13 protein-coding genes are annotated in these 14,483 nt (G+C 58.4%); 8 read left to right on the top strand and 5 right to left on the bottom strand.

Translation table 11 applies throughout. The features are described 5' to 3' along the window. The first annotated feature begins 289 nt into the window (after positions 1–289). Positions 290–766 (top strand): bacterioferritin, encoded by a 477-nt coding sequence (gene bfr, locus BLQ41_RS11260; protein WP_090180704.1) that lies wholly within the window; start codon positions 290–292, stop codon positions 764–766. A gap of 78 nt (positions 767–844) precedes the next feature. Here bfr and grxD read toward each other — a convergent pair whose 3' ends face one another. From grxD to BLQ41_RS11245, 3 genes are all read right to left on the bottom strand, one after another. Continuing rightward, on the bottom strand, positions 845–1,186 hold the full coding sequence (grxD, locus tag BLQ41_RS11255) for a Grx4 family monothiol glutaredoxin (RefSeq protein WP_090180701.1): 342 nt from the start codon (positions 1,184–1,186) through the stop codon (positions 845–847). A 97-nt stretch (positions 1,187–1,283) separates the two neighbouring features. Then, positions 1,284–3,392, bottom strand: coding sequence for a molybdopterin oxidoreductase family protein (locus BLQ41_RS11250; protein WP_090180697.1), 2,109 nt, complete (start codon positions 3,390–3,392; stop codon positions 1,284–1,286). Between the two features lie 134 nt (positions 3,393–3,526). Continuing rightward, the gene (locus tag BLQ41_RS11245) at positions 3,527–3,820 is read right to left on the bottom strand and encodes a hypothetical protein (RefSeq protein WP_090180695.1); all 294 of its coding nucleotides are present in this window, start codon (positions 3,818–3,820) and stop codon (positions 3,527–3,529) included. A gap of 404 nt (positions 3,821–4,224) precedes the next feature. Between BLQ41_RS11245 and argF the strand changes: the two genes are divergently transcribed. Next, on the top strand, positions 4,225–5,145 hold the full coding sequence (gene argF / locus BLQ41_RS11240; RefSeq protein ID WP_090180693.1) for an ornithine carbamoyltransferase: 921 nt from the start codon (positions 4,225–4,227) through the stop codon (positions 5,143–5,145). Then, positions 5,142–6,251: an ABC transporter ATP-binding protein gene (locus tag BLQ41_RS11235; RefSeq protein ID WP_090180690.1), complete on the top strand. Its 1,110-nt coding sequence runs from the start codon at positions 5,142–5,144 to the stop codon at positions 6,249–6,251. Before argF ends, BLQ41_RS11235 begins: the two co-directional genes overlap by 4 nt. A 57-nt stretch (positions 6,252–6,308) precedes the next feature. Here BLQ41_RS11235 and BLQ41_RS11230 read toward each other — a convergent pair whose 3' ends face one another. After that, complete coding sequence (locus tag BLQ41_RS11230; RefSeq protein WP_090180687.1) at positions 6,309–7,091, bottom strand: PhzF family phenazine biosynthesis protein; 783 nt, start codon at positions 7,089–7,091, stop codon at positions 6,309–6,311. Positions 7,092–7,181: 90 nt separating this feature from the next. Then, positions 7,182–7,652, bottom strand: coding sequence for a Cys-tRNA(Pro) deacylase (gene ybaK / locus BLQ41_RS11225; RefSeq protein ID WP_090180684.1), 471 nt, complete (start codon positions 7,650–7,652; stop codon positions 7,182–7,184). Between the two features lie 371 nt (positions 7,653–8,023). Between ybaK and BLQ41_RS11220 the strand changes: the two genes are divergently transcribed. The 5 genes from BLQ41_RS11220 to BLQ41_RS11200 all read left to right on the top strand — a co-directional run bounded on the left by BLQ41_RS11220 (position 8,024) and on the right by BLQ41_RS11200 (position 14,404). Next, positions 8,024–8,875: an MIP/aquaporin family protein gene (locus tag BLQ41_RS11220; RefSeq protein WP_090180680.1), complete on the top strand. Its 852-nt coding sequence runs from the start codon at positions 8,024–8,026 to the stop codon at positions 8,873–8,875. 75 nt (positions 8,876–8,950) lie between these two features. After that, positions 8,951–10,456: a glycerol kinase GlpK gene (gene glpK / locus BLQ41_RS11215; protein WP_090180677.1), complete on the top strand. Its 1,506-nt coding sequence runs from the start codon at positions 8,951–8,953 to the stop codon at positions 10,454–10,456. A 95-nt stretch (positions 10,457–10,551) separates the two neighbouring features. Next, on the top strand, positions 10,552–11,307 hold the full coding sequence (locus tag BLQ41_RS11210) for a DeoR/GlpR family transcriptional regulator (RefSeq protein WP_010457697.1): 756 nt from the start codon (positions 10,552–10,554) through the stop codon (positions 11,305–11,307). Between the two features lie 295 nt (positions 11,308–11,602). Next, on the top strand, positions 11,603–13,141 hold the full coding sequence (gene glpD, locus BLQ41_RS11205) for a glycerol-3-phosphate dehydrogenase (RefSeq protein ID WP_090180674.1): 1,539 nt from the start codon (positions 11,603–11,605) through the stop codon (positions 13,139–13,141). A gap of 348 nt (positions 13,142–13,489) precedes the next feature. Then, positions 13,490–14,404: a glutamate/aspartate ABC transporter substrate-binding protein gene (locus BLQ41_RS11200; protein WP_090188493.1), complete on the top strand. Its 915-nt coding sequence runs from the start codon at positions 13,490–13,492 to the stop codon at positions 14,402–14,404. Positions 14,405–14,483: the final 79 nt, after the last annotated feature.

The raw sequence follows: 14,483 nt of genomic DNA, 5'->3' as shown, positions 1-14,483 counted from the left end.
GATAACTTCAGTGTAACCCCGGTAATTTCAGTGTAACCCCATAAAGCGTAAGCGCTTATCAAATATAGCTTTATTAAGGCCCAGCAATGTGGGCGAAACAGTCATCACCCGGACTTGATGTCCGGTTTTTTTATGGCTGCAAATCAATCGCTTACGCGCAAGACGCGGAACACAAACATTCTTATTCCGATTAATTTTCATATAAGTTTCAATAACTTAGGTTTGACACCCTAAGTTGCACCACTCAAACTCCGCCATATAGACAGCTAATAAAGGGCAGGACCCCATCATGAAAGGCGACATTACAGTCATCCAGCATCTCAACAAGATCCTTGCCAATGAACTGGTCGCGATCAATCAATACTTCCTGCATGCACGCATGTATGAAGATTGGGGTCTGAATAAACTCGGCAAGCACGAGTACCACGAATCCATCGACGAGATGAAGCACGCGGACAAGCTGATCAAGCGCATCCTGTTCCTCGAAGGCCTGCCGAACGTTCAGGACCTTGGCAAGCTGCAGATCGGTGAACACACCCAGGAAATGCTCGAGTGCGACCTGCGCATCGAACGCACTGGCCATGCCGACCTTAAAGTCGCTATCGCTCATTGCGAAACTGTTGGCGACTACGGTAGCCGCGAACTGCTCGAAGACATTCTGGAATCCGAAGAAGAACATATCGACTGGCTGGAAACCCAACTGGGCCTGATCGATAAAGTCGGTCTTGAGAACTACCTGCAATCGCAGATGGGCGAAGACGAGTAAGTTAGCGCCCGCTAAACTCGAGACAATAAAAAGCCCCGCGCTCTTTTAAAGAGGCGGGGCTTTTTTAATGACCGGGGTTCAGGCTTCGGTCTTGCCAGCAGCTGCTTTTTCAACAGCGGCCTTGATCGTGCTCTGCAACGAACCGTCAGCAGCCATCTCAGTCATGATGTCGCTACCGCCAACCAGCTCGCCACCGACCCACAATTGCGGGAAGGTTGGCCAGTTGGCGTATTTTGGCAGGTTCGCGCGGATTTCCGGGTTCTGCAGGATGTCCACGTACGCAAACTTTTCACCACATGCCATCACGGCCTGCGCGGCTTTCGCGGAGAAGCCACACTGCGGGGCATTCGGCGAACCTTTCATGTAAAGCAGAATGGTGTTGTTAGCAATCTGCTCTTTAATCGTTTCGATGATATCCATGGAGCACCTCGGCTGAACTTTCCGACTCAGAGGTCGGCACGGTGGCGCATTGTAACGGAAACCCGAGCGCCATGCTCGGTCTCCCCGACAGACTCAATCAAGCCGCCACCACGGTCACCGGAACGCCGTTCAACGCCGCATTGCCGGACAACTCGTCAAGCTGGCACTCGTCAGTCAGGTCGTTGGCGCTGGAACCCGGCTGGCTGCTGGCGATGGTCATTTGCACGCCCGGGCGCGCATGGCCCCAACCGTGAGGAAGACTGACCACGCCTTTCATCATATCCAGGCTGGCGAGCACTTCAACTTCGATCACGCCGACCCGCGAACTGACCCTTACGCGCTGTCCGTCGTCGAGCCCACGGCTGGCCAGGTCATCCGGGTGCATCAACAATTGATGGCGCGGCTTGCCCTTCACCAAGCGGTGATAGTTGTGCATCCAGGAATTGTTGCTGCGCACATGGCGGCGACCAATCATCAGCAATTCGTCGGCGACCGGTGCTTGCAGCGCGGCAAAGCGGGCCAGGTCGGCGAGAATAACGGCAGGCGCTGCCTGGACTCGCTGGTTGGCGGTTTTCAGACGCGGCGTCAGGTTGGATTTGAGTGCGCCCAGATCGATGCCATGCGGGTGATCGAACAGCGTCGCCAACGAAAGTTTGTGTGGCGAGGCATCGCCGTAAAGCCCCATCCGCAAACCATGATCAATCATCTGCGCGGGAGCAATGGTCGGTTTCAACTCCTTGCCGGTCTTCGCCGCGAACGCCTTGGCCAGGCCGACGAAAATCTCCCAGTCATGCAACGCGCCTTCGGGTTTGGCCAGGATCGCCCGGTTGAAGCGCGTCACGTTGCGCACCGCGAACACGTTGAACGTGGTGTCGTAGTGATCGTTTTCCAGCGCCGAAGTCGATGGCAGGATCAGGTCGGCATAACGCGTGGTTTCATTGATGTAGAGGTCAACGCTGACCATGAACTCCAGCCCGTCCAGCGCCTGTTCCAATTGCCGGCCATTGGGTGTGGACAGGACCGGATTGCCGGCAACGGTGATCAGCGCACGAACCTGCCCTTCCCCGCCGGTAAGCATCTCTTCGGCCAAGGCCGACACCGGTAACTCGCCGCTGTATTCCGGACGCCCGGACACCCGGCTCTGCCATCGATTGAAATGCCCGCCCGAAGTCGAAGCCACCAGATCCACCGCCGGTTCGGTGCACAGCGCACCACCCACGCGGTCGAGGTTGCCGGTGACGAGGTTGATCAATTGCACCAGCCAATGGCACAGCGTGCCGAAGGCCTGGGTCGATACACCCATGCGGCCATAACAGACCGCTGTCGGTGCCGCCGCGAAATCCCGGGCCAGTTGGCGGATCTGCTCCGCTGGCACCGCGCACAGCGGGCTCATGGTTTCGGCCGTGAACGTTGCAATCGCCTCACGCACTTCGTCCAGACCGTCCACCGGCAGATGACTGTCGCGGGTCAGGCCTTCGGTGAACAAGGTATTGAGCAAGCCGAACAACAGCGCCGCATCACCACCGGGGCGCACGAACAGATGCTGGTCAGCTATCGCCGCCGTTTCGCTGCGGCGTGGATCGACCACCACCACTTTGCCGCCCCGGGCCTGAATCGCCTTCAGGCGCTTCTCCACATCCGGCACGGTCATGATGCTGCCGTTGGACGCGAGCGGGTTGCCGCCCAGAATCAGCATGAAATCGGTGTGATCGATGTCCGGAATCGGCAACAGCAAACCGTGGCCGTACATCAAATGGCTGGTCAGGTGATGAGGCAACTGATCAACCGAAGTCGCGGAAAACCGGTTGCGGGTTTTCAGCAGTCCCAGGAAGTAGTTGCTGTGAGTCATCAACCCATAGTTGTGCACGCTGGGGTTGCCTTGATAGACCGCCACCGCGTTCTGCCCGTGACGCTCCTGAATCGCTGAGAGGCGTTCAGCAACCAGGCTGAACGCGTCTTCCCACTCGATGGGCTGCCATTCGCTGCCGACCCGCAGCATCGGCTGACGCAAACGATCCGGATCATTCTGAATGTCTTGCAGGGCAACCGCTTTGGGGCAGATGTGCCCGCGGCTGAACGTGTCCAGCGAATCGCCTTTGATCGAGGTGATCTGCACGCCGTTGCCGTCGATTTCGGACGTCTCGATGGTCAGGCCGCAAATGGCTTCACACAGGTGGCAAGCACGGTGATGGAGAGTCTTGGTCATGGCCAGTCTCTGTTTTGTTCTGGGCGGGCAATGTCGGCCGCGGGAACAAAACTATGGCGCCTGCCCCGCGCCTGCGCCAGCGACGTTCGTCTCGTGAATTGCTGACTATCAGGCCAGCCGATGGCCGCGCACGATCAGTTCGGCGGTAACCCGGGGGGCGGCGTCTGCAACTGGATCTCTTGAATGGTTTCGATCTGCTCCTGGGCGATGTGCACGCCCGTGAGCTCGCCGATCAGTCGCCAATGCTCATCAAGGCCGGTGCTGATGGTTGCCATGCGGTCGATCATCCGTCGACCGGCAGCCTTGGTAACGTCGTCGTCACTGCGCATCAATTCGAAGGACATCGACGTCATGGAGGCGGTGAGGTGAGTCAGTGAGCGGGCCGTGAGGCTCAGTAAATCCATTAATAGCTGTTCTTTCGATTCCATTCCGATGCTTCCTGCGTCGCTCGAGACTTAGTTATAACCCAGCACCTTGCATTAGCAAATGTTTCAGACCGGACACATGTCTCGGCGGCGAGCGAATGCCAGGTCAAAAACCGACCGAGAGAGCGTCATCCCCGCCCTGCTTGATTGCCAAGCCCGTCGAGCCCGGTGTACAAATGACGGGCTGCTGTCAGGAAACCGGCTTCAAATGCGCTACTGCGGTCACCCCGTAGCCCCTCTGAAATCCCCGAACACCGTAGCCTATTGGAAAAACGCGACATTTAATGTCAAGATCGCGCCTTCCCCTATTTCGTCGCCCCGTGCGGCTTACGCCGCAGGTCTCGCCCGTTTTTTTAATTAAACAAGGCTTTGAGTATCTGCGGTCTGTTGCAAAAAGGTAGTCAATGATGAGCGCAAGGCACTTTCTCTCCCTGATGGATTGCACGCCCGAAGAGCTGGTCAGCGTGATCCGTCGAGGCGTTGAGCTCAAGGACCTGCGTAACCGCGGCGTACTGTTCGAGCCTCTGAAAAACCGCGTCCTGGGGATGATTTTCGAGAAATCCTCGACCCGCACCCGTATTTCCTTCGAAGCGGGCATGATCCAGCTCGGCGGCCAGGCCATTTTCCTGTCGCCGCGCGACACCCAGCTGGGCCGTGGCGAACCGATCGGTGACGCCGCCATTGTCATGTCGAGCATGCTCGATGCGGTGATGATCCGCACGTTTTCCCACAGCACGCTGACCGAATTCGCCGCCAATTCGCGCGTCCCGCTGATCAACGGCCTGTCCGATGACCTGCACCCGTGCCAGTTGCTGGCCGACATGCAGACGTTCCTCGAACACCGCGGTTCGATCCAGGGCAAGACTGTGGCCTGGATCGGCGATGGCAACAACATGTGCAACAGCTATATAGAAGCGGCGATCCAGTTCGACTTCCAGTTGCGCGTTGCTTGCCCTGAAGGGTTTGAACCCAATGCGGAATTCGTGGCCAAGGCCGGCGATCGCGTGACCATCGTCCGCGATCCGCAGGATGCCGTGCGCGGCGCCCACCTGGTGAGCACTGACGTCTGGACCTCCATGGGCCAGGAAGAAGAAACCGCCAAACGCCTGAAGCTGTTCGCGCCGTACCAGGTCACCCGCGCCCTGCTCGACCTGGCCGCCGAAGACGTGCTGTTCATGCACTGCCTGCCGGCTCACCGTGGCGAGGAAATCAGCCTCGACCTGCTCGACGACAAGCGCTCGGTCGCCTGGGATCAAGCAGAAAACCGTCTTCACGCACAAAAGGCCCTGCTCGAGTTTCTCGTCCCGCCTTCGTACCATCACGCATGAGTCATCCATTACTGCTTAACCTGCGCAACCTCGCCTGCGGCTATCAAGAGCAGCGGGTTGTGCAGAACCTCAACCTGCATTTGAATGCCGGCGATATCGGTTGCCTGCTCGGCTCCTCGGGCTGCGGCAAGACCACCACGCTGCGGGCGATTGCCGGTTTCGAACCGGTGCACGAAGGTGAAATCACCTTGGCGGGCGAGACCCTGTCCAAACCCGGTTTCACCCTTGCCCCGGAGAAACGCCAAATTGGCATGGTGTTCCAGGACTACGCGCTGTTTCCGCATTTGAGTGTGGCCGAGAACATCGCCTTCGGGATCCGCAAGCATCCGCAAAAGGAACGGGTCACCGAAGAATTGCTGGAACTGGTCAACCTGAAAAACCTTGGCAAGCGCTTCCCGCACGAGCTGTCCGGCGGTCAGCAACAGCGTGTCGCATTGGCCCGCGCACTGGCACCAGAACCGCAATTGCTGCTGCTCGACGAACCCTTCTCCAATCTCGATGGCGAACTGCGACGCAAGCTCAGCCATGAGGTGCGTGACATTCTCAAGGCCCGTGGCACCAGTGCGATTCTGGTGACCCACGACCAGGAAGAAGCCTTCGCGGTCAGCGATCATGTCGGGGTGTTCAAGGAAGGTCGCCTGGAGCAATGGGACACGCCCTACAACCTGTATCACGAACCGCTGACACCCTATGTGGCGAGTTTCATCGGCCAGGGATATTTCATCCGCGGCCAGCTGAGCAGCCCGGAGTCAGTGCAGACCGAGTTGGGTGAGTTGCGCGGCAACCGTGCCTACACCTGGCCGGTGGGCGGTGCGGTGGACGTATTGCTGCGCCCGGACGACATCGTTTATGCGCCGGACAGCGCATTGAAGGCGCGGATTGTCGGCAAGTCGTTCCAGGGTGCATCGACGCTCTATCGTTTGCAGCTGCCGACCGGCGCGCAACTGGAGTCGATTTTCCCCAGCCACGCCGATCATCTGGTCGGGGCTGAAGTGGGCATTCGTGTCGCGGCTGAACATCTGGTGTTGTTCCAGGCGTCCGGCAGCACGGCCGCGCAGATTCCAGCGACCGAATCCGGCGTGCGCCGCTACAGCACCGTCAACTGATACACACGGACAAAAAATGTGGGAGCGAGCTTACTCACTCCCACATTGGTTCTGTGGTTAACCGAGAATCAGCGTTCCGCTCGCAACCAGCGTCGCCTGCCCGCCAATCTGCACCCGATCCCCTTCCAGCCGACAGAACAGCTCCCCGCCTCGCTTCGAGCACTGGTAGGCGGTGAGACTCGTCTTGCCCAACCGCTTCGACCAGTACGGAATCAGACTGCAATGGGTCGAGCCGGTCACCGGGTCTTCGTTGATGCCGATCGCCGGAGCGAAGTAACGGGACACGAAATCATGCCGACTGCCCTTGGCCGTGACGATGGCGCCCGGCCACGGCAGTTTGGCCAGGGCGACCATGTCAGGCTGACAATCAAGCACAGCTTGTTCGGACTCCAGCACCACGAACAATTCATTGGAACCCAACACATCGACCACTTCGACGCCCAAGGCGCGCTCGACATCCAGGGTCACACCCACTTCTGACGGCACGATGGCCGGGAAATCCAGCCACAAGCGCTCGCCCTCACGACTCACACTCAACGGACCGGACTTGCACATGAAGTCCAGGCGTTCGACCGGCTCCTTGTAGATCTCAAACAACACATAGGCACTCGCCAGGGTCGCATGACCGCACAGCGGAACTTCGGTGGACGGCGTGAACCAGCGGATGTGCCAGCCCTGCCCTTCGCGCACCACGAAGGCAGTCTCGGCGAGATTGTGCTCAGCGGCGATCTTCTGCATCAACTCATCGGCGAGCCAGGTTTCGAGCCGATAGACCATCGCCGGGTTGCCACTGAATGGCCGATCGCTGAACGCGTCGACCTGATGAAACGCTAGCTGCATGAACTTCTCCTTATGTCCGGCCACCGAGCATGTCGTTGCCAGATAATCCATACCAGTGACAGAGCAGGCAATTTTTCACCATACAGCGGTTCAGGCTCGACCAATGTCGGCGAATTTCGCTTGGGTATGTTCAGCCAGCACGGCCGGTGCCAATTCAACTTCCAGCCCGCGTCGACCGGCGCTGACAAAAATGCTGGCGAAGGGCTGCGCCGAGTTGTCGATGAAGGTGCGCAGGCGCTTCTTTTGCCCCAGCGGACTGATGCCGCCCAACAGATAACCCGTCGCGCGTTGTGCCGCGGCAGGATCAGCCATTTCCGCTTTTTTCACGCCGGCCGCATGAGCCAGGTGCTTGAGATCCAGACTTCCGACGACCGGCACCACGGCGACCAGCAATTCACCTTTTTCACTGGAGGCCAACAAGGTCTTGAATACCTGCGCGGGGTCCAGCCCCAGTTTTTCCGCGGCCTCCAGTCCATAGGACGCAGCCTTCGGGTCATGTTCGTAACTGTGCACGCGATGTTCGGCTCGAACTTTTTTCAACAAATCCAATGCGGGGGTCATGACAACTCCAGACGAGGTGGCAGTAGAAAAATACTGCGTTGAATTCTAGGCCATCGTTCAGCAAAAGGCTCTATTGCGGCACTCATTCACAGGCCTGGCCGCTTGTTTTGCCGTTCGTCCACGATCAGTCCACTGCGTGAACGTTGCGATCATTCACGTGACTAATAGTTGAAATATGACTGATGGTTCACTTTCGACCTTTGACAGCAGCGTTTCTTGTCTATATTTTTTCGAATCTGAATACCGCACCAAATGTCTCACAGCAGTACCCGTAGCAGGCCGAGAACAGGATGGGGATTCTGCCTCGGTGGAAAACGCGCTTCGGCCATGACGAAAGAAGCGCCAGACAACAACAAAAAACGAGGTTTTCAATGACTACTGCTTTACAACAACCGTCGCTCTCCAGCCAATGCATGGCCGAGTTTCTGGGCACTGCGCTGCTGATTTTTTTTGGCACCGGTTGTGTTGCCGCGCTCAAGGTCGCGGGCGCCAGCTTCGGCTTATGGGAAATCAGCATCATCTGGGGCGTCGGCGTGAGCATGGCGATTTACTTGACTGCCGGCGTTTCCGGCGCTCACCTCAATCCAGCCGTCAGCATCGCGTTGAGCATTTTTGCCGATTTCGAAAAGCGCAAACTGCCGTTCTACATCCTCTCCCAGATCGCAGGCGCGTTCTGCGGCGCCTTTCTGGTCTATACGCTGTACAGCAACCTTTTCTTCGATTTCGAACAAACTCACCACATGGTTCGTGGCACCCAGGCCAGTCTTGAATTAGCGTCAGTGTTCTCCACCTTCCCTAACCCGGCCCTGTCCACTGCGCAGGCGTTCCTGGTCGAGGTGATCATCACGGCGATCCTGATGGGCGTGATCATGTCCCTGACCGACGACAACAACGGTCTGCCAAAGGGCCCTCTGGCACCACTGCTGATCGGCCTGCTGATTGCCGTGATCGGCAGCTCGATGGGCCCGCTGACCGGTTTCGCCATGAACCCGGCACGGGATTTTGGTCCCAAGCTGATGACTTTCTTTACTGGCTGGGGTGAAATTTCCCTCACCGGCGGTCGCGATATTCCGTACTTCCTGATTCCGATTTTTGCACCGATTGTCGGTGCCTGCCTCGGCGCTGCCGCCTATCGCGGGCTGATTGCCCGTCATCTGCCCGGCGCCATCCCTGCTACAACGGACGCAACACCGGCCATTGACGGCAAACCAAGAACTTCTTGATACCGTAGGCGCGTGATCCTGCCCAATTGATTGCGCGCCTGATCCCTCTCCCTTTTTTCGTCCAAGGCAATCGACATGACCGACACTCAGAATAAGAACTACATCATTGCCCTCGATCAGGGTACGACCAGCTCCCGCGCGATCATTTTCGACCGCGACGCGAACGTGGTCTGCACCGCCCAACGCGAATTCGTACAGCACTATCCGCAAGCCGGCTGGGTTGAACACGACCCGATGGAAATCTTCGCCACCCAAAGCGCCGTGATGGTCGAGGCCCTGGCTCAAGCCGGCCTGCATCACGATCAGGTCGCCGCCATCGGCATCACCAACCAGCGCGAAACCACCGTGGTCTGGGACAAGACCACTGGCCGCCCGATCTATAACGCGATCGTCTGGCAGTGCCGCCGCAGCACCGAGATCTGCCAGCAACTCAAGCGCGACGGCCATGAGCAATACATCAGCGACACCACAGGCCTGGTCACCGACCCGTACTTCTCCGGCACCAAGCTCAAGTGGATCCTCGACAACGTCGAAGGCAGCCGCGAGCGTGCGCGCAATGGCGAACTGCTGTTCGGCACCATCGACAGCTGGCTGATCTGGAAATTCACCGGCGGCAAGGTGCACGTCACCGACTACACCAACGCCTCGCGCACCATGCTCTTCAACATCCACACCCTGGAGTGGGACGCGAAGATGCTGGAGGTGCTGGATATTCCGCGCGAAATGCTGCCGGAAGTTAAATCCTCCTCCGAAATCTATGGCCACACCAAAAGCGGCATCGCCATCGGTGGTATCGCCGGCGACCAGCAAGCCGCCCTGTTCGGCCAGATGTGCGTCGAGCCAGGCCAGGCGAAGAACACCTACGGCACCGGCTGCTTCCTGCTGATGAACACTGGCGACAAGGCCGTAAAATCCAAGCACGGCATGCTGACCACCATCGCTTGCGGTCCACGTGGCGAAGTGGCTTACGCGCTCGAAGGCGCCGTGTTCAATGGCGGTTCGACCGTGCAATGGCTGCGAGATGAACTGAAGATCATCAATGACGCCCACGACACCGAATACTTCGCCAACAAGGTCAAGGACAGCAACGGCGTGTACTTGGTGCCGGCCTTTACCGGTCTGGGCGCGCCGTACTGGGACCCGTATGCCCGCGGCGCATTGTTCGGCCTGACCCGCGGCGTACGCGTGGATCACATCATCCGCGCAGCGCTGGAATCGATCGCCTACCAGACCCGCGACGTGCTGGACGCCATGCAACAGGATTCCGGCGAACGCCTGAAATCCCTGCGCGTGGACGGCGGCGCGGTGGCGAATAACTTCCTGATGCAGTTCCAGGCCGACATCCTCGGCACGCAAGTCGAGCGCCCGCAAATGCGCGAAACCACTGCACTGGGCGCCGCTTACCTGGCCGGCCTGGCGTGTGGCTTCTGGGGTAGCCTGGACGAGTTGCGCGGCAAGGCGGTCATCGAGCGCGAGTTCGAACCGAATCTGGACGAAACCGCCAAGGAAAAACTCTATGCCGGCTGGAAAAAAGCCGTCAGCCGCACCCGTGACTGGGAACCGCATGAGGGTGCTGAATAAGCCAAGCTGAGGACCCGTATCAGTATGTAACTGGCAGGGAGCGGATTCGTGCGGCATCATGGGCAAATTTTGCACGGCAGCCCAAAGGAAGCCCCATGAATCTGCCTCCCCGTCAGCAACAAATCCTCGAGCTTGTCCGTGAACGCGGCTATGTCAGCATCGAGGAAATGGCTACGCTGTTCGTCGTTACACCGCAGACCATCCGCCGCGACATCAATCAGCTCGCGGAAGCCAATTTGTTGCGTCGCTATCATGGCGGCGCAGCCTACGATTCCAGTGTCGAAAACACCGCCTACGCCATGCGCGCCGATCAAATGCGCGATGAAAAGCAGCGTATCGGTGAAGCCATTGCGGCCCAGATCCCTGATCACGCCTCGCTGTTCATCAACATCGGCACCACCACCGAATCGATTGCCCGGGCGCTGCTCAATCACAATCATTTGAAAATCATCACCAACAACCTGCACGTCGCCTCGATGCTCAGCGCCAAGGACGACTTCGACGTCCTGCTCACTGGCGGCAATGTGCGGCGCGACGGTGGTGTCGTCGGTCAGGCGAGTGTCGATTTCATCAATCAGTTCAAGGTCGACTTTGCGCTGGTCGGTATCAGCGGCATCGATGAGGACGGCAGCCTGCTGGACTTCGATTATCAGGAAGTGCGGGTGTCGCAGGCGATCATCGCCAATGCACGCAAGGTCATTCTGGCCGCGGACTCCAGCAAATTCGGGCGCAACGCCATGATTCGCCTGGGGCCGATCAGCCTGATCGATTGCCTGGTGACCGATCAGCAGCCATCGCCAGCGTTGGCGCAGTTGCTGAGTCAGCACAAGATTCGACTGGAAGTCGTTTAACCCCTTCAGATCTTCGTCATTCATACCGACGCCATCGCGGGCAAGCCCGCTCCCACAAGGACCGTTTAAAACCTTGTGGGAGCGGGCTTGCCCGCGATGGCGATCGCCTGTGCAACACACTTCTTGCGCCTTATCGCGCGTTTAAATGTTCGGAAATTTTCCTTTAGCCGCCCTTCGATCAGTATTTTCAATCGAAGTTGACTGGCTGTGGGCGGCTTTATGGGCTACCATTTTCGCAAATGAACATTAATGTTCGAATTCCAATACAGAAAATCAAAAAGCCCGAGGCCTGCCGATGCCCACTTCTACCTTGCCTACGCCCCCTCTCGCTGAGGTCTACGACGTTGCCGTCATCGGTGGCGGGATCAATGGCGTGGGGATCGCAGCAGATGCCGCCGGTCGCGGTCTGTCGGTCTTCCTTTGTGAAAAGGACGATCTGGCCAGCCACACCTCGTCGGCCAGCAGCAAGCTGATCCACGGCGGCTTGCGCTATCTGGAACATTACGAATTCCGTCTGGTGCGTGAAGCACTGGCCGAGCGCGAAGTGCTGCTGGCCAAGGCTCCGCACATCGTCAAGCAAATGCGTTTCGTGCTGCCGCACCAGCCGCACTTGCGCCCGGCATGGATGATCCGCGCAGGCCTGTTCCTGTATGACCACCTCGGCAAGCGGGAAAAACTGGAAGGTTCGAAAAGCCTGAAGTTCGGTCCCGACAGCCCGCTCAAAAGCGAAATCACCAAGGGCTTCGAATACTCCGACTGCTGGGTCGACGATGCGCGCCTGGTGGTGTTGAACGCCATGGCCGCCCGCGAGAAAGGCGCCCACGTCCACACCCAGACCCGTTGCGTCAGCGCGCGTCGCACCAAGGGTTTGTGGCACCTGCACCTGGAACGCGCCGATGGCAGCCTGTTTTCGATTCGCGCCAAGGCGCTGGTGAACGCGGCCGGCCCTTGGGTCGCCAAGTTCATTCGTGACGACCTGAAGATGGAATCGCCGTACGGCATCCGCCTGATCCAGGGCAGCCACCTGATCGTGCCGAAGCTGTACGAAGGCGAACACGCGCACATTTTGCAAAACGAAGATCAGCGCATCGTCTTCACAATTCCGTACCTGAACCACTTCACCCTGATCGGCACCACCGACCGTGAGTACACCGGCGACCCGGCCAAAGTGGCGATTACAGAAGGCGAAACCGATTACCTGCTCAAAGTGGTCAACGCTCACTTCAAGAAGCAGATCAGCCGCGAGGATATCCTGCACAGCTACTCCGGGGTTCGCCCGCTGTGCAACGACGAATCCGACAACCCGTCGGCCGTCACCCGCGACTACACCCTGGCGCTGTCCGGCACCGGCGAAGAAGCGCCGCTGCTGTCGGTGTTCGGCGGCAAGCTGACCACTTACCGCAAGCTGGCCGAGTCGGCGCTGGCTCAACTCGCTCCGTACTTCAAGCACATCAAGCCAAGCTGGACGGCCACCGCCACCCTGCCGGGCGGTGAAAACATGACCACCCCGCAGGCCTTGTGCGCCTTGATTCGCGACAAGTACGACTGGGTGCCGACCGAGATCGCCCGCCGCTGGGCCACCACCTATGGCAGCCGCACCTGGCGCATGCTCGAAGGCGTGCAGAACCTCAGCGACTTGGGCGAGCACATCGGCGGCGGGCTATACACCCGTGAAGTCGACTACTTGTGCAGCGAAGAATGGGCGACGACCGCGCACGACATCCTATGGCGCCGCAGCAAGCTGGGCCTGTTCACCACCCCGGAAGAACAGCAGAAACTGGCGGATTACTTGAGCAAGGTCGAGCAAAACCGTAGCAAGATCGAAGCGGCCTGATCGGTAGCCCGGTAAAACAAAAGCCCCTGAATCTCACGATTCAGGGGCTTTTTGCATTCCCCCAGGCAAACACACCCTTTGCGGGACAGCGATTGCATTCGGTTTTCCGAACGCGACCTATCGGTCGATTCGGTTAACCGGATTATCTTTCGCAAAAAACCCTGCCATAAATATTTATTCTTCTTATAAATCAATGGTTTGATCTATCTCGCCTGGCCTGGCACGAGTCATGCTCTACACTCTTGGACGAATGCGAGTTGCCCCGCTCTTCACGAGCTGCCAGTCATTCGAAGCACAAAAGGGCCGATGAACTGGCTCCATAAAAAAAACAATGTCGAGGAAAATTTGATGCGCATCGTTCCCCATCTCCTGGGCGCAGCCATTGCTGCCGCTCTGATTAGCACTCCAGTTTTCGCTGCCGAGCTCACCGGCACACTGAAGAAGATCAAAGAGTCCGGCACCATCACCCTCGGGCATCGTGACGCTTCCATTCCGTTTTCCTATATCGCGGATGCCTCCGGCAAGCCGATGGGATACTCCCACGATATCCAGATGAAAATCGTCGAAGCCATCAAGAAAGACCTGGACATGCCCAACCTCCAGGTCAAATACAACCTCGTGACTTCGCAGACCCGTATCCCGCTGGTGCAGAACGGCACCGTGGACGTCGAGTGTGGCTCCACCACCAACAACGTGGAACGTCAGCAACAAGTTGACTTCTCCGTCGGCATCTTCGAAATCGGCACCCGCCTGCTGACCAAGAAAGACTCCGCGTACAAGGACTTCGACGACCTCAAGGGCAAGAACGTCGTGACCACTGCGGGCACCACGTCCGAGCGCATCCTCAAGTCGATGAACGCCGACAAGCAGATGGGCATGAACGTCATCTCCGCCAAAGACCACGGCGAGTCCTTCCAGATGCTGGAATCGGGTCGTGCCGTTGCGTTCATGATGGATGACGCCTTGCTGGCCGGTGAAGCGGCCAAGGCCAAGAAAGCCGATGACTGGGCCGTCACCGGTACACCACAGTCCTACGAAATCTACGGCTGCATGGTCCGCAAGGGCGACGCACCGTTCAAGAAGGCTGTGGATGACGCGATCGTCGCGACCTACAAATCGGGCGAGATCAACAAGATCTACGAAAAATGGTTCATGCAGCCAATTCCACCAAAAGGCCTGAACCTGAACTTCCCGATGAGCAAAGAGCTCAAGGCCCTGATCGCCAACCCGAGCGACAAAGCGGCTGACGACAAGAAGTCCTGATTTCTGACTAACCTTATCTCCTGAAAGGGCCGTTGCCCTTTCGGGAGGTTGTCACTCCCTGCTGGCATTTTTGGAAACA

Origin of the sequence: Pseudomonas arsenicoxydans, assembly GCF_900103875.1 — a bacterium.
In the GTDB taxonomy this organism is placed as follows: domain Bacteria; phylum Pseudomonadota; class Gammaproteobacteria; order Pseudomonadales; family Pseudomonadaceae; genus Aquipseudomonas; species Aquipseudomonas arsenicoxydans.
The sequence above is the reverse complement of the archived record's forward strand: the minus strand, read 5'-3'. Positions and strand labels throughout refer to the sequence as shown.

Coding starts and splice junctions, on each gene's coding strand:
- bfr (WP_090180704.1), top strand. CDS start 290: ATGAAAGGCGACATTACAGTCATCCAGCATCTCAACAAGATCCTTGCC.
- grxD (WP_090180701.1), bottom strand. CDS start 1,186: ATGGATATCATCGAAACGATTAAAGAGCAGATTGCTAACAACACCATT.
- BLQ41_RS11250 (WP_090180697.1), bottom strand. CDS start 3,392: ATGACCAAGACTCTCCATCACCGTGCTTGCCACCTGTGTGAAGCCATT.
- BLQ41_RS11245 (WP_090180695.1), bottom strand. CDS start 3,820: ATGGAATCGAAAGAACAGCTATTAATGGATTTACTGAGCCTCACGGCC.
- argF (WP_090180693.1), top strand. CDS start 4,225: ATGAGCGCAAGGCACTTTCTCTCCCTGATGGATTGCACGCCCGAAGAG.
- BLQ41_RS11235 (WP_090180690.1), top strand. CDS start 5,142: ATGAGTCATCCATTACTGCTTAACCTGCGCAACCTCGCCTGCGGCTAT.
- BLQ41_RS11230 (WP_090180687.1), bottom strand. CDS start 7,091: ATGCAGCTAGCGTTTCATCAGGTCGACGCGTTCAGCGATCGGCCATTC.
- ybaK (WP_090180684.1), bottom strand. CDS start 7,652: ATGACCCCCGCATTGGATTTGTTGAAAAAAGTTCGAGCCGAACATCGC.
- BLQ41_RS11220 (WP_090180680.1), top strand. CDS start 8,024: ATGACTACTGCTTTACAACAACCGTCGCTCTCCAGCCAATGCATGGCC.
- glpK (WP_090180677.1), top strand. CDS start 8,951: ATGACCGACACTCAGAATAAGAACTACATCATTGCCCTCGATCAGGGT.
- BLQ41_RS11210 (WP_010457697.1), top strand. CDS start 10,552: ATGAATCTGCCTCCCCGTCAGCAACAAATCCTCGAGCTTGTCCGTGAA.
- glpD (WP_090180674.1), top strand. CDS start 11,603: ATGCCCACTTCTACCTTGCCTACGCCCCCTCTCGCTGAGGTCTACGAC.
- BLQ41_RS11200 (WP_090188493.1), top strand. CDS start 13,490: ATGCGCATCGTTCCCCATCTCCTGGGCGCAGCCATTGCTGCCGCTCTG.